Genomic DNA, 19,110 nt, shown 5'->3' with positions numbered 1-19,110 from the left:
ATGAGTTTCAAGCAACTTCTTGAAAATATGGAACACCACTTCGAGCCGGGTGGCAAGTACGCCAAGTACTACGCCCTGTTCGAAGCGGCGTACACCCTGTTCTACACCCCGGGTACCGTTACCCGAAATGCTGCCCACGTCCGTGATGCGCTCGATCTGAAGCGTATGATGATCATGGTGTGGCTGGCCGTGTTCCCGGCGATGTTCTGGGGCATGTTCAACGTCGGTAACCAGGCGATTGCCGCCATTGCCCATATGGGCTCGGCTGCTGGTGCCAGCAGCTGGCAATATGCGCTGGCGACCATGCTGGGCGCCTCCCTCGATCCGGCTGTCGCCGGTATCGGCAGCAAGATGCTGATCGGCGCCACCCACTTCTTCCCGATCTACCTGACCGCATTCCTGGTCGGTGGCTTCTGGGAAGTGCTGTTCGCCATGGTGCGTAAACACGAGATCAACGAAGGCTTCTTCGTCACCTCGATCCTGTTTGCCCTGATCGTGCCGCCAGAGCTGCCCCTGTGGCAAGCTGCGCTGGGTATCACTTTCGGTGTGGTAATGGCCAAAGAAGTGTTCGGTGGTACCGGCAAGAACTTCCTGAACCCGGCTCTTGCGGGTCGTGCGTTCCTGTTCTTCGCCTACCCGGGCCAGATCTCCGGTGATGCCGTGTGGGTTGCCGTTGACGGCTTCTCCGGCGCTACCGCCCTGAGCCAGTGGGCTCAAGGCGGCCAGATGGCACTGATCCACGGTGCAACCGGCCAGGCTATCAGCTGGATGGACGCATTCCTTGGTAACCTGCCAGGTTCCATCGGTGAAGTCTCTACCCTGATGATCCTGCTGGGTGCCGCCATGATCGTCTACATGCGGATCGCCTCCTGGCGCATCATTGCAGGTGTGATGATCGGTATGATCGCTACCTCCCTGCTGTTCAACGTCATCGGTTCCGATACCAACCCCATGTTCAGCATGCCGTGGCATTGGCATCTGGTACTGGGTGGCTTCGCCTTCGGTATGGCCTTTATGGCGACCGACCCTGTCTCTGCTGCCTTTACTAACAAGGGCAAGTGGTGGTATGGCGCATTGATCGGCGTCATGGTGGTGCTGGTTCGTGTGGTCAACCCTGCATTCCCGGAAGGTATGATGCTGGCCATTCTGTTTGCGAACCTGTTTGCTCCCCTGATGGACCACTTCGTCGCTCAGGCAAACATCAAGCGGAGGATTGCTCGTGGCGTTTAATAAAGATTCAACCCTCGGCACCATCAGCGTGGTTACCGGCCTGTGTCTGGCCTGTTCCATCGTGGTATCCGTTGCCGCTGTTGGCCTGCGTTCTACCCAGCAGGAAAACAAGGCGCTCGACAAACAGAGCAACATTCTCGCCGTCGCCGGTGTGGATGTGAGCGAGGTTGCCAAGCGTGACCTGGCCAAGCTCTACGGCGAGAAGATTGAAGCTCGTCTGGTGGATCTGACTACCGGTGAGTTTGTTGATGGCGATGCTGACAACTTCGATAGCAAACTGGCAGCCAAAGATCCGGCCAAGAGCATCCGTCTTGCTACCGCTGACGACAAAGCCAGTCTGCGCCAGATCTCCAGGCTGATCCCGGTATTCTTCGCCAAAGACAGCGAAGGCAAGATCGACAGCATCATCCTGCCCGTCTACGGTCAGGGTCTGTGGTCGACCATGTACGCCTTCGTTGCGGTAGCTGCTGATGGCCAGACCATCAAAGGCATCACCTACTACGACCACGGTGAAACCCCGGGTCTGGGTGGCGAGATCGAAAACCCGGCCTGGCAGGCACTGTTCAAGGACAAGAAACTGTTCGGTGAGGATGGCATGCCGGCGCTGCGCGTCATCAAGGGCCATGCTCCGGAAGGTTCCGAGCATGATATCGATGGTCTGTCCGGCGCTACCCTGACCGGTAACGGCGTTCAGCATACCTTCGACTTCTGGATGGGTCCCAAGGGCTTTGGTCCTTTCCTGGCCAAGGTTCGTGCAGGAGAAATCAACAATGGCTGACAAGAGCGAAATGAAGAAGTTGCTGTTGACGCCGGTGCTTGGCAACAACCCCATCGCCTTGCAGGTGTTGGGTGTCTGTTCTGCACTGGCGGTTACCAGCCAGATGAAGACAGCGTTTGTAATGACCCTGGCGGTCATGGCGGTCACCGCCTTCTCAAACCTGTTTATCTCTCTGATCCGCAATCACATCCCGAACAGTGTCCGGATCATCGTCCAGATGGCGATCATCGCCTCACTGGTTATCGTGGTTGACCAGGTGCTCAAGGCTTACGCCTATGACATCTCCAAGCAGCTGTCGGTATTCGTGGGTCTGATCATCACCAACTGTATCGTGATGGGTCGTGCCGAAGCCTACGCCATGAAGAGCGCCCCGCTGCCCTCCTTCCTGGATGGTATCGGCAACGGTCTGGGTTATGGCGCTATTTTGCTGAGCGTCGCAACCGTGCGTGAACTGCTGGGCTCCGGTACCTGGTTCGGTTTCGAACTACTGCCGCTGGTGAACAATGGTGGCTGGTACGTGCCAAACGGCCTGCTGCTGCTGCCGCCGAGTGCATTCTTCATCATTGGTCTGATCATTTGGGGCGTTCGCACCAAGGATCCCAAGCAGGTGGAGGCGAAGGATTAAGGTATGGAACACTATCTGAGTCTGTTGATTAAATCGATCTTCATCGAAAACCTGGCACTCTCCTTCTTCCTGGGGATGTGTACCTTCCTGGCGGTGTCCAAGAAGGTAAAGACCTCTATGGGTCTTGGTATTGCCGTTATTGTGGTGCAGACCATCGCGGTTCCGGCCAACAACCTGATCTACAACTACGTGCTTAAAGATGGTGCTCTGGTATCCGGTCTGGATCTGAGCTTCCTGAGCTTCATCACCTTTATCGGTGTGATTGCGGCACTGGTACAGATCCTGGAAATGGCGCTGGACAAGTACTTCCCTGCGCTCTACAACGCGCTTGGCATCTTCTTGCCACTCATCACCGTGAACTGCGCCATCTTCGGTGGCGTCTCCTTCATGGTGCAGCGTGACTACAACTTCGTCGAATCTGTGGTTTACGGTGTAGGGTCAGGGGCAGGCTGGATGCTGGCAATCGTTGCGCTGGCAGGTATTCGCGAGAAGATGAAGTACTCTGATGTTCCGCACGGTCTTCGTGGTCTGGGCATTACCTTCATCACCGCTGGCCTGATGGCTCTGGGCTTCATGTCCTTCTCTGGTATCTCCCTGTAATCGGCTTTCCTGCAATCAGAAAGGAACGATAGATGGAAATTATTTTGGGTGTGGTCATGTTTACCGTGATCCTGCTGGCACTGGTGGCAGTCATTCTGTTCGCCAAGTCCAAGCTGGTGACTGCGGGCGATGTGACAATCAGCATCAACGGTGACCCTGCCAAGGCTGTTGTAGGCCCTGCGGGTGGCAAACTGTTGGGCGCTTTGGCCGGTAGCGGTATTTTTGTCTCCTCCGCCTGTGGCGGCGGTGGCTCCTGCGGCCAGTGCAAAGTACGGGTGAAATCCGGTGGTGGCGACATTCTGCCGACCGAACTGGATCACATCAGCAAGGGCGAAGCTCGTCATGGCGAACGTCTGGCCTGCCAGGTCACCGTGCGCTCTGACATGGATATCGAACTGCCGGAAGAGATCTTCGGGGTGAAGAAGTGGGAATGTACTGTTATCTCCAACGATAACAAGGCCACCTTCATCAAGGAGCTCAAACTGCAGATCCCGGATGGTGAAACAGTACCATTCCGTGCCGGTGGCTATATCCAGATCGAAGCCCCTGCTCACCATGTGAGCTACAAAAACTTCGATATTCCCGAGGAGTATCGCGGTGACTGGGATCGCTTCAAGATCTTTGAACTGGAGTCCAAGGTCGATGAGCCGATCATCCGCGCCTACTCCATGGCCAACTATCCGGAAGAGTTCGGTATCATCATGCTGAACGTGCGTATCGCTACGCCGCCGCCGAGCAACTGGACTGCCCCTCCGGGACAGATGTCCTCCTACATCTTCAGCCTGAAGGCTGGCGACAAGGTGACTATCTCAGGTCCGTTCGGTGAGTTCTTCGCCAAAGAGACCGATGCCGAGATGGTGTTCATCGGTGGTGGTGCAGGTATGGCGCCGATGCGTTCCCATATCTTCGACCAGCTGCGTCGCCTGAACTCCAAGCGCAAGATGAGCTTCTGGTACGGTGCCCGTTCCAAGCGTGAAATGTTCTATGTCGAAGATTTCGACATGCTCGCTGCCGAGAACGACAACTTCACCTGGAACGTCGCTCTGTCTGATCCGCAACCGGAAGACAACTGGGATGGCTACACCGGCTTCATCCACAACGTGCTCTATGAGAGCTATCTCAAGAACCACGAAGCACCGGAAGATTGCGAGTTCTACATGTGTGGACCTCCGGTGATGAACGCTGCCGTCATCAACATGCTCAAAGATCTGGGCGTTGAAGACGAAAACATCCTGTTGGATGACTTTGGTGGTTAATCCATGCACAGTGTTGTAAAGACCTGGCTAGCCTTCGGGCTAGCCTTTTTCTTGACTGGGTGCGGTCAGGAAACGGTCCAAACCAAACCGGAGATCCACATCACCGGTAGCACCATGGGCACTTACTACTCCATCAAAGTGGCTGATGGCGTCATCAGTGATCCCGCCAAATTACAGGCTGAAGTCGATGTATTGCTGGAGCGGGTCAACGATCAGATGTCGACCTATCGCCCCGATTCCGAACTGTCGCGCTTCAACCAGCATCGCAGTGCCACGCCGATCGTGGTGTCCCGTGACACCGCGCGGGTCGTCACAGAGGCCATTCACATTGGCCGTGAGAGCCAGGGGGCGCTGGACGTCACCGTTGGCCCCTTGGTCAATCTGTGGGGCTTTGGCCCGGACAAGAAGCCGACCAAGATCCCCTCCGACGAGCTGATCACCCAGACTCGCCAGAAGACCGGCCTGGGCAACCTGCACGTCATCACCTCGGTGGATGCCGACACCCTGCAAAAAGACATTCCGGATCTCTACGTCGATCTCTCCGCCATCGCCAAGGGCTTTGGTGTGGACAAGGTGGCCGAGTATCTGGAGTCCCTGGGTGCGCGCAACTATCTGGTGGAGATTGGCGGCGAGCTGCGGATCAATGGCGTCAACGGCAAGGGTCACCCCTGGCGCGTCGCCATAGAGAAGCCCACCGCGGGCACTGGCACGGTGCAAGAGGTGATCGTTCCCGGTGACAACGGGGTTGCCACCTCCGGCGATTACCGTAACTACTATGAACTGGATGGCCAGCGCTTCTCTCACACCATAGACCCACGCACCGGCAAGCCGATCCAGCACAGGTTGGTATCGGTCACCGTGATCCACCCCTCCTGTATGACCGCAGATGGGCTGGCGACCGTATTCATGGTGATGGGAACCGAGAAGAGCCTGGCGTATGCCAAAGAGCGAGGCCTGGCGATCTTCGTGATCACCAAAACGGACGACGGCTTTGAAGAGGCCTACTCCGATGCCTTCAAGCCCTATCTGGTCAAGAAGTAAGAGGTACAGATGCAGATTTTTCTGATCACCTTCGGGGTCTTCATGCTGGTGATAGCCGCCATGGCTATCGGTTACATCTTCCAGAAGAAGACCATCTCCGGCTCCTGTGGTGGCCTGGGTACGGTCGGCATCGAAAAAGAGTGCGATTGCCCCGAGCCTTGTGACAACCGCAAGAAGAAGATGGCCAAAGAAGAGGCCCGTCGCAAGATGCTGGAAGATAACCGCATCATCTGATCCGGCCTTCCTTGCGAAACAAAAAGCGCGCCATCGGCGCGCTTTTTCATTGAGGTAAAGTTCCTTAATCGTCAGGGCTGGCGCTCGATGTAGAGGATCACCTCACCAAGGTGGATGCCAAATTTGCTAATTGCAGCACGATTAATCAGGCGCGCCTCATCCAGCAGATACATCCAATCATCGAACCTCACCCGCACTACCTCGCCATCCGGCAGCGCCAGATCAAGCTGATAGCGCCAGTTGAGGGCAAACCCTTCCGTCTTGCCTACCGCCTCCCCCACTACATCGGCAGCGGTACCGCGCCAATGACCGTCCGCGCCCTTGCTCAGATACCAGGTGCGGGTCTGCTGACGGCCATCATCGAAGTAAAACTGTTCGAACAGCTCCCCCTTACCATCTTGCCAGCTCCCCACCATCTCGACCCGAAAGCGACTGGTCACTTCGCCGCTACGGTCGGTCACCAGGCCGTGAGCCACCAGCTTGCCGTTGAAGAAACGGGCAATATCCCAGTTCGGCCCCTGCTCACGATAGTCATTGAGACTGGCGCCACAGCCGCTCAGCAATAGCAGGGGCAGCAACAGCAACCAGCGGTATGCACGATAGAAAGACATCAGAGACTCCATGTTCAGGGTTGGCCACGCAGGCGGCGGGTCAGGGCGGGATCGCGGCTGTTGTCAGCCAGCCAGATGGCGAGGAAAGCAGCCGAAAATTGCGGATCGGCCAGGGTGCCGAGGGGCTTCTCCTGCCACCAGAAGTGGCCTGCGCCACCCTTGTCGACATAGAAGGTGAGCTGGTCACCCGCCTGCACATCGGGCCACAACTCCGCAAGCTGACCGAGCCAGCGCTGACGCTCTACGTCAGTGCCAAGGCCGAGCCGCTGCCACTCGGCTGCGGTGGCACTCAGCAGATCTTCCCGCTCGATGGATCTGGCATAGGTAAGGATTAGAGCCTGTGGATATTGGCCCAGCTGATAGCGGCCACTCTGGCTGTAGAGGGTGGCATCGTAGAGCTTGAACCAGAGCCAGTTCATCTCGCCCTGCCCGACCGGGCGCAGCTGTTGCCAGGGGGCCGCAGAAGCGTGCACGGTAGTTGCAATGAGTAAAGTCAGCGCCGCAAGCAGTGGGCTAATTCCACCCCATATGCCAATGGTGGGGGTCTTCCAGTTCATGCCAGTCCATCTCCTGTTCTTGCAAGGTGTTGATATCCTGCACCACTACCTGCACCAGCTGCCCTTGCGCGTCACGCTGGCAGGCCACGACCAGATAGTGGCGATCGGTCAGCTCATGCTGGCTCTCTTTGGTCCATTTGGAAAACAACAAGGTGTCGCTCGAAAAGGTGTTCATGCTGGCTCACCCTCCAGTTTGACCATTACCCACAGCAGTACGGGTAACCACCACATCCAGATCACTGTCAGCACTGCCGCGCTGATCCAGATGCCCCAAGGTAAGTGTACTGCCCCCATGGCGGCACCCGCCACATAGGAGAAGGCGCCCCCCACTATGCCAAACAGCGCCTGCTGCCAGCGGGGCAAGCGCAGCAGCCAGCGCATGCCATGAGCCAAGGACAGAGCAAAACCGAGCCAGAGTAGCACCAGCCAAAGGGGAAAACCGGCGGGAAACTGGAACAGCCCGATCCGCCATAGCAACAGATCAAGCAGACACCCGGCAAGAGCCAGGGGCAACAGCCGCACATCATCCTTGCGGCTGGGCGAGAAGAGAAAGTGCAGCAGCAAGATCACCAGCAGCGGGCCCGGTTGCTGCCATTTCACCGCCAGCAACCAGTAGAGGTTGAACCCCAACAGGTGGGCCCACTGCCACATGATTAGTGACCGCTCACTGGCAGTGAACCTGACCAACCAGACGGCCCAGGCTTGGCCGCCTCCAGCTGCACCAGACTGATCGCCCGCTCCCAAAATCCCCCCTCGCAATAGGCGAAGTAGAAGTGCCACAACCGGATGAAATCCTGGCTATAGCCTAACTTAGGCAGCTCGGGGGCCAGCGCCAGAAAGCGCTCGCACCAGTGGGCCAACGTACGGGCATAGTGATGGCCGTGATCGTGCAACCGCACCAGCTGCATGTCGGTCTCTTTGGCAATCAAGCCCGCCATCTGGGATGCACTCGGCAAGCAGCCACCGGGGAAGATGTAACGCTGGATGAAATCCACGCTGCCCAGATACTGGGCATGACGCTGATCGGCAATAGTGATGGCCTGGATCAGCAGACGGCCACCTGGCTTGAGCAGCCGTGACAGCTGGCGGAAATAGTCGGGCAGAAAGGCATGGCCCACCGCTTCGATCATTTCGATGGAGACCAGCTTGTCATAGGAGCCCTCCAGCTTGCGGTAATCCTCCAGCAGCAATGTGATGCGATCCCCCAGCCCCTCCCGCGCGATCCACTCTTTGGCATAGTCATGCTGGGCCTGAGAGATGGTAGTGGTCGTCACCCGGCAGCCGTAGTGACGGGCGGCATAGACTGCCAAGCCGCCCCAGCCGGTACCGATCTCCAGCAGATGATCGTGCGGCCCCAGCTCGAGCCGCTCGCAGATGGTATGCAGCTTGGCCTGCTGCCCCTGTTCCAAGGTGGCCTCTGCGGTTGGATAAATGGCACTCGAATACTGCATATGGCTGTCGAGAAAGCCCTGATAGAGGGCATTGCCCAGATCGTAGTGGGCGGCGATATTGGAGCGCGATCCAGTCAGGGTATTGCGATTGAGCCAGTGACGCGCCTTGTTGAAGGGGAAACTCAACCAGCTCAGGCGCCGCTCCAGGCTGTCCAGCAGGGACATATTACGGGCCAGCAACCGCACCAGTGCTACCGGGTCCGGGCTGGTCCACAGCCCCTCTACCCAGGTCTCACCAGCCGCTATGCTGCCCCCCAGTAACAGGCGACGATAGAAGGCGGGGTCCTGCACCACCAGCTCGGCATGCAGATCGGTGCCTGCTACCCCGAAGCTGTGGCGCTCACTACCGTCTCGCAGGATCAGTTGACCATGGCCGAGGCGCACCAGCAGCTTGAGTAGCAACTGCTTTGCCCCTTTTTCAATGAAAGAGGCTGATTGTGTGGCTTGCACTAATTCCATTAGCGAGTCTCCGGATGACTAAAAATGGGGGTTCGTTTGATAAAAAGACGCAATGCTTGCCAGTAGATCCCGAGCAGCACCTTCAGGGTCATCCACGGCCAGTGCACCAGCAGCGCCATCAACCCCTTGCGTGACAGCGGCTCACGACTCAGTGCCAGGGTCGCATCAAACAACTTTGCATCGCCGGATACGGGATGACTCTCGATGTGGATCAGCGTCTCTTGTGCCGGGGGGCGAATACGCCAGTGATAACGCATGGCCAGCCCCATAAAGGGGGATACATGAAAATCTTTGTCGTGGGGTGCCAGCGCAGCCAGATCCAGCAGATAGTAGTGGCGCTCGTTCCAGGGGGTGTTGGAGACCTCCGCTAGCAGATAGCGCGCCTCCCCCTGCCGGTAGCAGAAGTAGAAGTTGACCGGGCTGAAGTAAAAACCCATGCAGCGCACATTGCCAAGCAGTAGTACCCGCTCACTGGGATCTGCGGTGCCACCTAGCTCTACCACTTTCTGCCACACCGCCTGTTTGAGGTTACCCTGACTGCCTTTGAGGTAATCATCACGATGAAAGGAGAGCAGCCCCGCCCGCTCTACCCCGAACCAGCGCCCCTGATCCAGCGCAGCGATCTCATCCAGATCCAGCCCCAGCATAAACAGGCTATAGGAGAAGGCATGTGCCCGTGGTGCAAAACGGCGATGGCGCACTGATCCTTGCCAAATGGCACTGATGGTCTGTTCAGCCGCAGTGGTACTCATAAACTGGCCCCAAAGCGTTCGGCCACATCCAGCGCGCTACGCACCCCGTCTTCATGAAAACCGTTGTACCAATAGGCGCCGCAAAAATGGGTGTGGCGCTGACCGCAAATCTCGGCGCGCCGCTGCTGGGCTGCGATGGACCCCTGATTGAACACCGGATGGTGGTAGACAAAGCGACGCAGCACCTTGCTCTCATCCACCTTGCCCTGCGGGTTGAGGCTGACACAGAAGGGTTCTGGGGATTCAACACTCTGCAAGATGTTCATGTTGTAGCTCACCAGCGGTCGAGCCTCGTCATTGCCATCGAGCTGATAATTCCAGCTGGCCCAGGCTTTCTTGCGGCTCGGCAAACAGCCCGCATCGGTGTGGAGCCAGACATCGTTCGCCTGATAAGTCATGTCACCGAGAATGGCTTGCTCCCCTGAACTGGCATCTTGCAACAGGGCCAGCGCCTGATCGCTGTGACAGGCGAGGATCACTTCATCAAACGACTCCTCACCATAGCTGCTCTGGATCACCACGCCATCAGCCACCCGTCTAATACCCTGAACCGGACAAGCGAGCCGGATCTGTTGCTGCCAACCCGCAGTGAGCGGGCCGATATATTCCCGCGAACCGCCCGGAATGACATACCACTGGGGGCGATTGGCCACATCCAGCAAGCCGTGGTTGGCAAAAAAGCGCAAAAAGAAACCCAACGGAAAGGCGCGCATATCCGCCAAGGTCGAAGACCAGATCGCCGCCCCCATGGGCAGGATGTAATGACGGGCGAAGTAATCGCTAAAATCACCGGCCAGCAAAAAATCCCCCAGGGTCAGCTGATCGCTATTCCCTTCGAGTTGCGCATCGGCCAGCCACGCGCGAGCATCCCGGTTAAACCGCAGGATCTCGCCAACAAAACGATAAAAACGCGGGCTTAGCAAATTGCTGCGCTGGGCAAACAGGGTATCGATGTTGTGACCGTTGTATTCAAGCCCCTCCGGGCTTTTGACTGAAAAGCTCATCTCGGCGGGTTGCCGTTCTACCCCGATCCGGGCCAGCAACTTCAAAAAATGGGGATAAGTACGGTCATTAAACACAATAAAGCCGGTGTCGATGGCGTAGTTACGACCCGCCAGACTCACATCAACGGTCGCGGTATGGCCACCCAAGGTTGGCGCTGCCTCAAACAACGTAACATCGTGCAACTTGTGCAGTAAAAAACCGGCGGAGAGACCGGATATTCCGGAGCCGATGATGGCTATCCTTTTCTTCATTTATTGTGTCCTTTCGAAGTAAGCGAACCACCGAAACGCAGCCACAATCCCACCGGCAGCGCCCCAAGCAGGCGCAGCAACCAGATGAAACGGCGGGGAAAATGGATCTGATGGTGACCCGCAGCAAGCCCGTCCATGATAGTGCGGGAGGCCTGCTCCACGGTCACCAGACAGGGCATGGGAAAATCATTCTTCGCGGTGAGGGGGGTTTTTACAAAACCGGGGCGGATCAGGGTCACGCCGATCCCCTTCATGGCAAGATCCAGGCGCAAGGTGGCGGCCAGATAATCAATCGCCGCCTTGGAGGCGCCGTAGGCTTGCGCTCTTGGCAAGGCCAACCAACTGACAGAGGAGCTGACCAGCGCCAGCCGCGCCCCCTGATGCAGCAGCGGTAAAAACGCGTCAAGAGCATAGCCGGTAGCAATGAGATTGGTCTCGATCACCCGGGCAAACAGGGCGCTGTCAAAGCCCTCGGCAACATCCATGTATTCACAATTTCCGGCATTGAGGATCAGCAAGTCCAGTGGCGGCAAGCTGCTAGCCAACTCTTTCATAGCAGCCAGGTCACGGGCATCAAATTGCAGCGGGGTGATGCCCGCTTGCGCCAATTCCTGTAACCGCTCACCATCCCGGCCACAACCCCACACCTGCCACCCGGCCTGCTGGTAATCCAGCGCCAGTTGACGACCGATCCCTGAGCTGGCACCAGTGATCAATACGCGTCCATTCATGAACCCAATCTCCCTCTGATCGCTCTTACCACTGAGCCCAGTAGCGGCAACTGCTCGTAGAGCATGGCGCCAAGATCAAAATAATCACGGTGCATCACTACCTTACCAAGCTGGTCAAAGGTGAGTCGAGTGGCACCTTCTACCGTGACAGTCTGACCGCTGGCAAGCCGCGGATGCGAAAAATGCATTATCCAGCTGATCCATGCCTCCTGCCCTTGCTGTTGCTGACTGGTGATGTCGAAGCGGCAGTAGGCGAGGCGCTGGTACATTGCAGCAAAATAGTCAGTAAGCGCTGCCAGCCCGTCGATACGATGGGCCGGATCGACAAAAATGACCTGCTCGGCATAGATCTCTGGCAAGCGGTGCAGTTGCTGCTTGTCCAGTTGCTGATAGAGCGCAATAAAGCTGGCCAGCGGATCCTTCATCCTATTTCTCCTGATTTCGAAACATCTCGATGGCTCTCACCCGGGCAACCGCGTGATCCACCATGGGAGCCGGATAATCCTGTCGCCCCTTGAGTCGCAGCCAGTCGTGGGGCTGATGCACATAAGCGGCGGGAATATCGGCAAGTTCAGTTACCCAAGTACGGATAAACTCCCCTTGTGGATCAAATCGTTGCCCCTGAGTGGTGGGGTTGAAGACCCGAAAATAGGGCGCCGCATCGGCGCCGGTACCCGCCGCCCACTGCCAGCCACCGTTGTTGGCCGCCAGATCCCCATCGATCAGCCGGCTCATGAAGTAGTCCTCCCCCAGCCGCCAGTGGATGTGGAGATCCTTGGTGAGAAAGCTCGCCACTATCATCCGCAGCCGGTTGTGCATCCAGCCGGTGGCGTTGAGACAGCGCATCGCCGCATCGACGATGGGGTAGCCGGTGCGCCCCTCGCACCAGGCGGCGAAGGCATCCGGATCCCAGCTCCATGGCAAGGCCGCCGTCTCCGCCTTGAAAGGGCGATTCATGGAGAGGGTCGGGATCAGCACCAGCAGGTGGCGATAGAACTCGCGCCAGATGAGCTCATTGAGCCAGACAAAGCCGGGCTGGGCCTTGGTCTGGGGTCGATAGCCAAGCCGCTGCTGAAGCGCCGCCACGCACTGGCGGGGGCTAATGATGCCCGCCGCCAGATAGGGGGAGAGTACGGACGTGCCCGCGATGGCAGGGAAATCCCGGGTCTCGCCATAGTCGAGCACTGCCTGCTCCAGAAAGGCGTGCAGGCGGCGCAGGGCTTCGCCCTCCCCAACCGGCCAGCGGGGATCTGCCGTCAGCTCGCCGAGCGCTTCATCAACCCACTCCCGCTCGGCCAGTGACTGCCACGGCAACGGCTCGCCGCGCGCTGCAGGGGCGCGGTGAATGACAAAACCCTCCTCATCGAGGGCCTTGAGCCAGGCGCGGCTGAAGGGGGTAAAAACCTTGAACATCTCCCCCGACCCGGTCAGCACCCGCCCCGGCGGCAGCACGCAGCAACCGTTGAGCCAGTGGCAACTCACCGCCTGCTCTGCCAGCACGGCGGTGACGGCGTGATCGCGGCGCTGCTCGTCGATCTCGATAGCCTGATTGGCATAGAGCCGGGTCACCCCCAACTCGCGGCTTAAATCAGCCAACGCAGCGGGCACCTCGGCAAAGGTCTCCACTCGCAGCAGATGGAGCGGGATGCCTAGCGCCGCCAGTTCACGGCCCAGCACATCCACCTGCGCCAGCATAAAGCGCTGACGGATGGGTGCCATCTTGTGCTGCCGCCACTGGGTGGGGGAGACGATAAAAAGCGCGGCGACCGGCTCATCACCGGCGCAGGCACTCTTGCCACAACAAGCGCGTAGCGCAGGGTTGTCGGCAAGGCGCAGATCGTTGCGCAACCAGACCAGTTTCATGGTTTTTTCCTCCCGCGTCCGCTGGCGCTACCCGCAGCAGGCGTCTGCGCCATCAGCTCGGCAAGGCTCGCCTGCCAACCGTTGGCTTGCAGCCACTCGCCATCGTAGAGACGCCCCAGCTCGCCAAACAGGCGCGTACCTGCGGGCCACCCGGCTGCCAGCTCCTGCTTGCCGAGTCCAGCTCCCAGTAATACCAGCCAGGGGGTGACGGCGCGCCCCTCCAGCAGGCTGGCATGGCGGGGCTCCACCGCCCCCAGCAGTTGCACTTCATAACCCTGACCGATCAGCTCGTAAGCGGCCCACACCAGATCGAGGGGGCCAACCTGTCCCCAGCTAGCCAGCGTGATCGGCACGCCCTTCTCCTGCTCGATCAGGTGGCGGGCGAAGCGGGTATGGAGCCAGCCCAGCCACACCTGTTGCAGCAACTCGCCATCGGGCCGCTCGCGCCACAACCCCAGCAGCCGCTCCACCAGCGGTTGCAGTACCCGGCTGCGCACCAGCTCGAATGGGTAGCTCGCCAGCAAGTCGTTCAGCTCGGCCTCCGCCTTGCGCTGATTGAAGGCGAGCAGCGCCTGACTGAACTGCTCCAGGGTCTGCTGCCAGTGATCGCTCACCGGCTCGGCGTGGGGTTCGCTCAAGAGCCCCTTCACCTGCCCGATACTCACCCCCCGCTCCAGCCAGCTCAGGATCTCGCCGATCTGGCGGATATCCTGCTCGCTGTAGAGGCGGTGGCCCTTTTCGGTTCGAGCCGGTTGCACCAGACCGTAGCGGCGCTGCCAGGCGCGCAGGGTCACGGCGTTGACGCCGGTAAGGCGGGAGACCTCGCGAATGGGGTAGATCCCCTCATAAGCCAGAGGAGCAACTTCTTGCGATAAATCAGACATGACAACGTCCATCAAACAGAGGGGGGAAGCGCCTCGGCGCAAGGTCTGCGCCGGGGCAACAGCACGGATTCAGAGCCCGTAACGCAGTTTCAGCGTATCGGGATGCGGATTCAGATAAACCTGCTCAGCGAGATAGGGATTGGGGTACTCGCGCAGGTAGTGACGGATCAGGGTGAGCGGCACCAGTAAGGGGAAGATACCGGTGCGGTACTTGTCGATGGTATCGGCAAGCTCCTGCTTCTGGGCCGGGCTCAGCACCCGCTTGAAGTAGCCCTGCAGGTGCATCAGCACATTGGTATGACTGCGGCGGTTGGCCCGCAGGGTCAGCGCCGTCATCAATCCCTTGATGTAGTTGTCGGCCACCTCCTGCACATTGGTGGCCTTGCCCAGATTACCGAGCAACTTGCCGAGGATGCGATAGTGGGTGGTGGCGTGGGAGAGCACCAGATACTTGTAACGGGAGTGGAAGCGGATCAGCGCAGCGGCGGTGATGCCGCGGGCGCAGAGTTGCTGCCAGTCGTGGTAGGCGAAGACCCGCAACACGAAGTTCTCCCGCAGGATGGGGTCGCACAGGCGGCCATCCTCTTCGACCGGCAGCAGGGGGTTGGCTTCCATCAACGCCTTGGCAAACAGGCCGATCCCCTCCTTGGCGCTCCCCTCGTTATTGGCGCCATAGACCTTGACCCGCTCCATACCACAGCTGGGGGATTTGGCGCAGAGGATATAGCCGGAGATAAAGTCGAGCTGGCGGGCTTTCTGCTCACTAAAGGCAATCAGCTTTTCGGTGACATCGAAGCTGCCATTGCTCGCCTCGGCGCGGATCTCGCCGTGACGTTTGACCAGCCGGATGGCGGCGCGGGGCGCCCCCAGACCGATGGCCATTTCGGGACAGACGGGGTGATAGTCAAAGTGAGCGCCAAGATCCCGTTCGCAGAAGCTGGAGCGCTTGTGGCCCCCATCGAAACGCACCTCTTGTCCCAGCAGGCAGGCACTGATACCGACTTTAATCTTGTACATGATGGCGCTCCTTGTATAAGTACTGATTCAGTTATAGCAGTTATACAAAGAAATGGAAGTTGTATAACTATTTGCGACTGATACGACACAAGGAGAAAAAAGGGATCACCGGAAAAAGAAAAAACCCATGGCAAACGCCATGGGTAAACATCAAGACACTACGGAATACAGGAAGGAAAATCAGAAGCTGTACTTCACGCCCAGACTGGAGATGGAGCCTTTTTGCAGATCCCAGTTGCGATAGGTGTAGTCGGCAGTCAGCGCCCAGTTCTGGTTGAGCTTGTAGGCACCGCCCACCTTGAAGTCGTGCATATCGTCGGTCATGTTGGCGTAGCGATAGGCGGTGGAGAGCTCGATGTCGCCGATGTCGTAGCGCAGACCCACTTCACCATACATGCTGCCGCTGCTCTTGCGGCTCACCAGATCCCAGCCCTTGACGTCATAGGCCTGCTCGCGCTCCATGGTGTAGCCCATCAGACCGGTTTCACCGTAGAGGTTCAGGCCGGTGCTGAGCGGGGTGAAGACACCGATACCCAGGCTGCCGATCCCCATGCTGTCATTACCGTGCTGGGCAGAGGTGCCCTCTGAGAGCAGACGGCCGTAGACGTTGTTGGCGAACGATTTGGAGAGATCCAGCGTCACACCGCCAAAATCGCGAGTGCCCTGATTGCTAGTATCACGGGGAAAGGTCAGGCCGTTGTTCAGATAGTCGGATTTGGTGTGCGCCCAGGTGGCGGAACCCTTGGCGTAGCTGAAGGCATCCTGCGCCATGGCGGAAGTAGAGGCAAACCCGGCCAGAACCAGAAGAGAGACAGTTGCTTTTTTCATGATGATAACTCCATGTGATTGGGCTCGTTGCTAGCGAGCTGGTATGGAGTCATTGTGCGGCCAGGTTCCCGGCTTGCCGAGCTGCAAGCTGTTGCAGAACCATGTCAGATGTAAGCAGATATTGCTGGGAGTGTCAGCGGCAACAAGTTGCCGGCCCAAACGGTTTGCATGGGCCGGCACAGCGAAAAATCAGCGGAATACCACCTCGTCAATTTCGACCCGCACCAGCGGCTGACCGGTCAATCCGGCAGGACGGGGGATCTCGAGGGCCAGCGATGGACGGGCTTGCCCCTTGCGCAGATAGGTCTCCGGCAAGCGATTCTCGGCAACCCAGAAACGGGCCTCCTGACGGCTCAGCTGCACCCCGTCAGCACTGAACAGAGTCACCATGCCGCGCACACCAACCACATTGCGGTTGCCGGTATTGCTCACCATAAAGGTCAGCTCCAGCGGGTCAGACCCTTCGATTTTGTCCAGCTTGACCACCACACCGTCGCGCGCCATCTGGGCCAGCAGTTCCGGATTGGCCTTGGCCTGCTCGGTCAGTACCGGGGCGGCTACCGCCACCACGGCCCCCGTCTTCCCATCAGTCGCCACGCCCTGCACCGGTTCTGCCGGTTTGACCACCAGATACTCCCAGGTGAAGTCATCGTTGAGCTGAACCTGCCGGCCATCGGGCAGCGTCACCTGAGAGAGGGGGGCGGCCTGTACCAGCACGGGTGAGAGGCACAGGGCAATCAGCAGACGGGAGAAGGGTTTCATAGGGCGAAGCTCGGTAACGGGTGAAAGGGCGACAGTATAAACAGTCCCGTCGCCCCTTGCCTATGACAGCACTCACGTTCTGACACCCCCGTCGCTCGCCCGCAGGCTAGATGGCGAGCTCGTGCCGCTCTTGCTGCGCCATATCCAGGGTCACCAGATCGAACTCGGTCCCCTTGAGGGCAGACAGAATATCCGATTGCATATCAAAGGCCTGGGCACGCTGATGCTCGGGCAGACGTACCCGGGCCAGGGTGGTAGAGCAGTCGCACAGGGTATGGAAAAAGACCTGCGCCTCATCCAGCCCCATGTCGGCCAGCATCTGCTCGGCCTGATCCACCATCCGCAGATAGCGCTGCTCCAGCAGCCGTGGATTGGCGAAGCGATTGCTGAGGCAACCGTTGCTCCCCTTGCCCCAGCGACCCAGCTGGCGTTTGTGGAAGCCGTAGCGATAATCGCGACGCTTCAAGCCGTTGTCAGCAAAAAACCAGATGGTATTGGCAGGCAGGGAACCAAACTGGGCCAGATAGTCGTCACGCTCCTCCACCGCAGCGGGGATCAGCAGCGGCAGGTGAGACCACTCTGCACGGGTCTGCACATGCTCATAAATGCGGCGAACCGGATCGATCAATCCTTCCATGTGTGGCAGGCGATCACAGAAGACGATCTCGTCGCTCTTGACGATCCAGTGGTCGATGCCATAGCGCTGGCAATAACGCCGGGCACGGGCCACTTCGCTGCGACTGCGAGTCGGATTATCGAGGGTAATGGCGTGGATCTTGACGCCAGCGGCGCGGCACAGATCGATGCTGTAGCAGGATTCCAACCGTCCCGAAAAAGAGACAACCAGCTCGTCAAAACCCGCCAGTCGCTCAATCAATAGCTGTTCCCTGGCTTGAAAAGAGTGATCATATCCCTGATTCAGTACAACAACATTGGCACCCATTAAACAGCTCCGGATGATGAACAGGTGCGCTATTGTGGGGTAAACAAGCTGAATAGACCCTTAAAGAGTCTGGTTAACATTAAAACTTGATGATTATTTCTTGCGAGCCTGCCGTCATCTCTTCAGTTTGAGGGTCATAAATTCGCAAACGAGCCTGATACACCTGATGAGCCCGCAAAAAACCCTGAGCTTGATCCAGCGAGGTGAAGGTCAGGTGCCCTCCCTCGCTGTCGGTCAGGCAGAGGCTCTCCCCTTCCGCCTCGATGCAGAGCTGATAACCGCTGCCATCCTTGCAGGCGATGATCAAGGTCGCCTCGGGATAGTGACTCAACCAGTTGCGAAACCGGCCATGCTCCATAGTGCTCCCACAGGGGCATCACCCCTTGCCGGTGGTGGGCAAACAGCCCAGCTCACCCAGTTGCTGACGGCAACTCGCCGCGTCGGTGAAGACGATCCCCCTGATGCCGAGGGCCTCTGCGGCCGCGATGTTGGCGGGACTGTCATCGATGAAGATGCACTCTGCCGGTTTCAAATCGAACGATACCAGCAGATAGCGATAGATATCCGGCTCAGGCTTCATCATTCGCACCCGCGCCGATACCACCTTGCCGCTGAAGCAGCGCCAGAAATCCTGATGCTGCTCCAGCCAGTCGATGCTGGCGTGGCCCATGTTGGAGAGGGCATAAAGGGTGTGCCCCGCCCCGTGCAGCTCGGCTATCAGGGTCAGCATAGCGGGATCTGGCAAGAGCGATGCGGGAACCGCCTGCAAAATGGCCAGATTCTCCGCCGCCGAGAGGCCGGTGCGCGCTTGTGCTTCGCGGGCCATGGTGTGCAGTGACATGGTGCCTCTGTCCACCTCCAGCCAGTCCGGGTGGTTAAAGAGCTGTTCCGCCAACTGTTCGGCCCCTTGCGGGCCACGCACCGAACGCACTATGCCCACCGGATCCCAGCTCACCACCACCCGTCCCAAATCGAAAATAATGGTCATCCGCTTCACCTCCCTCATCCTTTGAATGTTATTCAAACGGAATCAATACATCCCTTTTACACGCCGTTTTCTTAACCGGATACCCTGCCCCCATCCCCGCCCGCGGGCAAGTTTTACTTGCATCAGACCGGCAAATCCCTTAATGGTTAGGGCGTTACAATCAGGACTTTGACCATGCAGCCAACATTCTTCTTTGCTTTCTCGTTTATCCGGCCCGCTTGAGGGAAGGCCTGTCGTCGTGTGA

General features: G+C 58.5%; 24 protein-coding genes and 1 other annotated feature (1 of these 25 only partly in view). Of the genes, 7 read left to right on the top strand and 17 right to left on the bottom strand.

Annotated elements, in window-relative coordinates; translation table 11 throughout:
* The 7 genes from BN1135_RS07130 to nqrM are packed head-to-tail and all read left to right on the top strand — an operon-like array spanning position 1 to position 5,764.
* Positions 1-1,230 (top strand): NADH:ubiquinone reductase (Na(+)-transporting) subunit B, encoded by a 1,230-nt coding sequence (locus BN1135_RS07130; protein WP_042019970.1) that lies wholly within the window; start codon positions 1-3, stop codon positions 1,228-1,230.
* Positions 1,220-2,008 (top strand): Na(+)-translocating NADH-quinone reductase subunit C, encoded by a 789-nt coding sequence (locus BN1135_RS07125; RefSeq protein WP_042019969.1) that lies wholly within the window; start codon positions 1,220-1,222, stop codon positions 2,006-2,008. Before BN1135_RS07130 ends, BN1135_RS07125 begins: the two co-directional genes overlap by 11 nt.
* Positions 2,001-2,633, top strand: coding sequence for an NADH:ubiquinone reductase (Na(+)-transporting) subunit D (locus BN1135_RS07120; RefSeq protein ID WP_042019967.1), 633 nt, complete (start codon positions 2,001-2,003; stop codon positions 2,631-2,633). The genes BN1135_RS07125 and BN1135_RS07120 overlap by 8 nt, the downstream gene beginning before the upstream one ends.
* A gap of 3 nt (positions 2,634-2,636) precedes the next feature.
* Positions 2,637-3,233 carry an NADH:ubiquinone reductase (Na(+)-transporting) subunit E gene (gene nqrE / locus BN1135_RS07115; RefSeq protein ID WP_042019965.1) on the top strand — a complete coding sequence of 199 codons (597 nt, stop codon included), beginning with the start codon at positions 2,637-2,639 and terminating at the stop codon, positions 3,231-3,233.
* Between the two features lie 32 nt (positions 3,234-3,265).
* Positions 3,266-4,489 (top strand): NADH:ubiquinone reductase (Na(+)-transporting) subunit F, encoded by a 1,224-nt coding sequence (gene nqrF, locus BN1135_RS07110; protein ID WP_042019963.1) that lies wholly within the window; start codon positions 3,266-3,268, stop codon positions 4,487-4,489.
* Positions 4,490-4,492: 3 nt separating this feature from the next.
* Complete coding sequence (locus BN1135_RS07105) at positions 4,493-5,530, top strand: FAD:protein FMN transferase (protein WP_042019961.1); 1,038 nt, start codon at positions 4,493-4,495, stop codon at positions 5,528-5,530.
* 9 nt (positions 5,531-5,539) lie between these two features.
* The gene (gene nqrM / locus BN1135_RS07100) at positions 5,540-5,764 is read left to right on the top strand and encodes a (Na+)-NQR maturation NqrM (protein WP_042019960.1); all 225 of its coding nucleotides are present in this window, start codon (positions 5,540-5,542) and stop codon (positions 5,762-5,764) included.
* A 71-nt stretch (positions 5,765-5,835) separates the two neighbouring features.
* On the opposite strand, the gene BN1135_RS07095 is transcribed toward nqrM, so the two are convergent.
* From BN1135_RS07095 to BN1135_RS07015, 17 genes are all read right to left on the bottom strand, one after another.
* Positions 5,836-6,375 (bottom strand): DUF3833 domain-containing protein, encoded by a 540-nt coding sequence (locus tag BN1135_RS07095; RefSeq protein ID WP_042019959.1) that lies wholly within the window; start codon positions 6,373-6,375, stop codon positions 5,836-5,838.
* A gap of 14 nt (positions 6,376-6,389) precedes the next feature.
* The gene (locus BN1135_RS07090; protein ID WP_042019958.1) at positions 6,390-6,932 is read right to left on the bottom strand and encodes a chalcone isomerase family protein; all 543 of its coding nucleotides are present in this window, start codon (positions 6,930-6,932) and stop codon (positions 6,390-6,392) included.
* Complete coding sequence (locus BN1135_RS07085) at positions 6,889-7,107, bottom strand: TIGR02450 family Trp-rich protein (protein ID WP_042019957.1); 219 nt, start codon at positions 7,105-7,107, stop codon at positions 6,889-6,891. Before BN1135_RS07085 ends, BN1135_RS07090 begins: the two co-directional genes overlap by 44 nt.
* Entirely contained in the window at positions 7,104-7,583 is a 480-nt protein-coding gene (locus BN1135_RS07080) for a DUF2878 domain-containing protein (protein ID WP_042019956.1), read from the bottom strand. The genes BN1135_RS07085 and BN1135_RS07080 overlap by 4 nt, the downstream gene beginning before the upstream one ends.
* Positions 7,584-7,585: 2 nt before the next feature.
* Positions 7,586-8,842, bottom strand: a complete 1,257-nt coding sequence (locus BN1135_RS07075; RefSeq protein ID WP_042019954.1) for an SAM-dependent methyltransferase — start codon at positions 8,840-8,842, stop codon at positions 7,586-7,588.
* The gene (locus tag BN1135_RS07070; protein WP_042019953.1) at positions 8,842-9,594 is read right to left on the bottom strand and encodes a DUF1365 domain-containing protein; all 753 of its coding nucleotides are present in this window, start codon (positions 9,592-9,594) and stop codon (positions 8,842-8,844) included. Before BN1135_RS07070 ends, BN1135_RS07075 begins: the two co-directional genes overlap by 1 nt.
* Positions 9,591-10,850, bottom strand: coding sequence for an NAD(P)/FAD-dependent oxidoreductase (locus BN1135_RS07065; protein WP_042019950.1), 1,260 nt, complete (start codon positions 10,848-10,850; stop codon positions 9,591-9,593). The genes BN1135_RS07070 and BN1135_RS07065 overlap by 4 nt, the downstream gene beginning before the upstream one ends.
* Positions 10,847-11,581 carry an SDR family NAD(P)-dependent oxidoreductase gene (locus BN1135_RS07060; protein ID WP_042019948.1) on the bottom strand — a complete coding sequence of 245 codons (735 nt, stop codon included), beginning with the start codon at positions 11,579-11,581 and terminating at the stop codon, positions 10,847-10,849. Before BN1135_RS07060 ends, BN1135_RS07065 begins: the two co-directional genes overlap by 4 nt.
* Positions 11,578-12,006, bottom strand: a complete 429-nt coding sequence (locus tag BN1135_RS07055) for a nuclear transport factor 2 family protein (RefSeq protein ID WP_042019944.1) — start codon at positions 12,004-12,006, stop codon at positions 11,578-11,580. Before BN1135_RS07055 ends, BN1135_RS07060 begins: the two co-directional genes overlap by 4 nt.
* Before the next feature lies 1 nt (position 12,007).
* Entirely contained in the window at positions 12,008-13,444 is a 1,437-nt protein-coding gene (gene phrB / locus BN1135_RS07050) for a deoxyribodipyrimidine photo-lyase (RefSeq protein WP_042019940.1), read from the bottom strand.
* Entirely contained in the window at positions 13,441-14,328 is an 888-nt protein-coding gene (locus BN1135_RS07045; RefSeq protein WP_042019939.1) for a MerR family transcriptional regulator, read from the bottom strand. The genes phrB and BN1135_RS07045 overlap by 4 nt, the downstream gene beginning before the upstream one ends.
* A gap of 69 nt (positions 14,329-14,397) precedes the next feature.
* The gene (locus tag BN1135_RS07040; protein ID WP_042019938.1) at positions 14,398-15,345 is read right to left on the bottom strand and encodes a YbgA family protein; all 948 of its coding nucleotides are present in this window, start codon (positions 15,343-15,345) and stop codon (positions 14,398-14,400) included.
* A 180-nt stretch (positions 15,346-15,525) separates the two neighbouring features.
* Positions 15,526-16,173 carry a hypothetical protein gene (locus BN1135_RS07035; protein WP_042019937.1) on the bottom strand — a complete coding sequence of 216 codons (648 nt, stop codon included), beginning with the start codon at positions 16,171-16,173 and terminating at the stop codon, positions 15,526-15,528.
* A 189-nt stretch (positions 16,174-16,362) separates the two neighbouring features.
* Positions 16,363-16,935, bottom strand: a complete 573-nt coding sequence (locus tag BN1135_RS07030; protein ID WP_042019936.1) for a DUF3157 family protein — start codon at positions 16,933-16,935, stop codon at positions 16,363-16,365.
* A 106-nt stretch (positions 16,936-17,041) separates the two neighbouring features.
* A complete protein-coding gene (locus BN1135_RS07025) occupies positions 17,042-17,878 on the bottom strand; it encodes an adenine nucleotide alpha hydrolase family protein (protein WP_042019934.1) in 837 nt (278 codons plus the stop codon).
* Between the two features lie 79 nt (positions 17,879-17,957).
* Positions 17,958-18,236 (bottom strand): DUF6482 family protein, encoded by a 279-nt coding sequence (locus BN1135_RS07020; protein ID WP_042019932.1) that lies wholly within the window; start codon positions 18,234-18,236, stop codon positions 17,958-17,960.
* Between the two features lie 18 nt (positions 18,237-18,254).
* On the bottom strand, positions 18,255-18,866 hold the full coding sequence (locus BN1135_RS07015; protein ID WP_042019929.1) for an HAD family hydrolase: 612 nt from the start codon (positions 18,864-18,866) through the stop codon (positions 18,255-18,257).
* Between the two features lie 170 nt (positions 18,867-19,036).
* Positions 19,037-19,110: a sequence feature (Phe leader region), on the top strand (it continues 48 nt past the right edge of the window).

The organism is Aeromonas sobria (genome assembly GCF_000820145.1).
GTDB lineage: Bacteria > Pseudomonadota > Gammaproteobacteria > Enterobacterales > Aeromonadaceae > Aeromonas > Aeromonas sobria.
The sequence above is the reverse complement of the archived record's forward strand: the minus strand, read 5'-3'. Positions and strand labels throughout refer to the sequence as shown.

Bases quoted from the DNA above. Each gene is read 5' to 3' on its own strand.
- BN1135_RS07130 (WP_042019970.1), top strand. From the start codon at position 1: ATGAGTTTCAAGCAACTTCTTGAAAATATGGAACACCACTTCGAGCCG.
- BN1135_RS07120 (WP_042019967.1), top strand. From the start codon at position 2,001: ATGGCTGACAAGAGCGAAATGAAGAAGTTGCTGTTGACGCCGGTGCTT.
- nqrE (WP_042019965.1), top strand. From the start codon at position 2,637: ATGGAACACTATCTGAGTCTGTTGATTAAATCGATCTTCATCGAAAAC.
- nqrF (WP_042019963.1), top strand. From the start codon at position 3,266: ATGGAAATTATTTTGGGTGTGGTCATGTTTACCGTGATCCTGCTGGCA.
- BN1135_RS07105 (WP_042019961.1), top strand. From the start codon at position 4,493: ATGCACAGTGTTGTAAAGACCTGGCTAGCCTTCGGGCTAGCCTTTTTC.
- nqrM (WP_042019960.1), top strand. From the start codon at position 5,540: ATGCAGATTTTTCTGATCACCTTCGGGGTCTTCATGCTGGTGATAGCC.
- BN1135_RS07095 (WP_042019959.1), bottom strand. From the start codon at position 6,375: ATGTCTTTCTATCGTGCATACCGCTGGTTGCTGTTGCTGCCCCTGCTA.
- BN1135_RS07090 (WP_042019958.1), bottom strand. From the start codon at position 6,932: ATGAACTGGAAGACCCCCACCATTGGCATATGGGGTGGAATTAGCCCA.
- BN1135_RS07085 (WP_042019957.1), bottom strand. From the start codon at position 7,107: ATGAACACCTTTTCGAGCGACACCTTGTTGTTTTCCAAATGGACCAAA.
- BN1135_RS07080 (WP_042019956.1), bottom strand. From the start codon at position 7,583: ATGTGGCAGTGGGCCCACCTGTTGGGGTTCAACCTCTACTGGTTGCTG.
- BN1135_RS07075 (WP_042019954.1), bottom strand. From the start codon at position 8,842: ATGGAATTAGTGCAAGCCACACAATCAGCCTCTTTCATTGAAAAAGGG.
- BN1135_RS07070 (WP_042019953.1), bottom strand. From the start codon at position 9,594: ATGAGTACCACTGCGGCTGAACAGACCATCAGTGCCATTTGGCAAGGA.
- BN1135_RS07065 (WP_042019950.1), bottom strand. From the start codon at position 10,850: ATGAAGAAAAGGATAGCCATCATCGGCTCCGGAATATCCGGTCTCTCC.
- BN1135_RS07060 (WP_042019948.1), bottom strand. From the start codon at position 11,581: ATGAATGGACGCGTATTGATCACTGGTGCCAGCTCAGGGATCGGTCGT.
- BN1135_RS07055 (WP_042019944.1), bottom strand. From the start codon at position 12,006: ATGAAGGATCCGCTGGCCAGCTTTATTGCGCTCTATCAGCAACTGGAC.
- phrB (WP_042019940.1), bottom strand. From the start codon at position 13,444: ATGAAACTGGTCTGGTTGCGCAACGATCTGCGCCTTGCCGACAACCCT.
- BN1135_RS07045 (WP_042019939.1), bottom strand. From the start codon at position 14,328: ATGTCTGATTTATCGCAAGAAGTTGCTCCTCTGGCTTATGAGGGGATC.
- BN1135_RS07040 (WP_042019938.1), bottom strand. From the start codon at position 15,345: ATGTACAAGATTAAAGTCGGTATCAGTGCCTGCCTGCTGGGACAAGAG.
- BN1135_RS07035 (WP_042019937.1), bottom strand. From the start codon at position 16,173: ATGAAAAAAGCAACTGTCTCTCTTCTGGTTCTGGCCGGGTTTGCCTCT.
- BN1135_RS07030 (WP_042019936.1), bottom strand. From the start codon at position 16,935: ATGAAACCCTTCTCCCGTCTGCTGATTGCCCTGTGCCTCTCACCCGTG.
- BN1135_RS07025 (WP_042019934.1), bottom strand. From the start codon at position 17,878: ATGGGTGCCAATGTTGTTGTACTGAATCAGGGATATGATCACTCTTTT.
- BN1135_RS07020 (WP_042019932.1), bottom strand. From the start codon at position 18,236: ATGGAGCATGGCCGGTTTCGCAACTGGTTGAGTCACTATCCCGAGGCG.
- BN1135_RS07015 (WP_042019929.1), bottom strand. From the start codon at position 18,866: ATGACCATTATTTTCGATTTGGGACGGGTGGTGGTGAGCTGGGATCCG.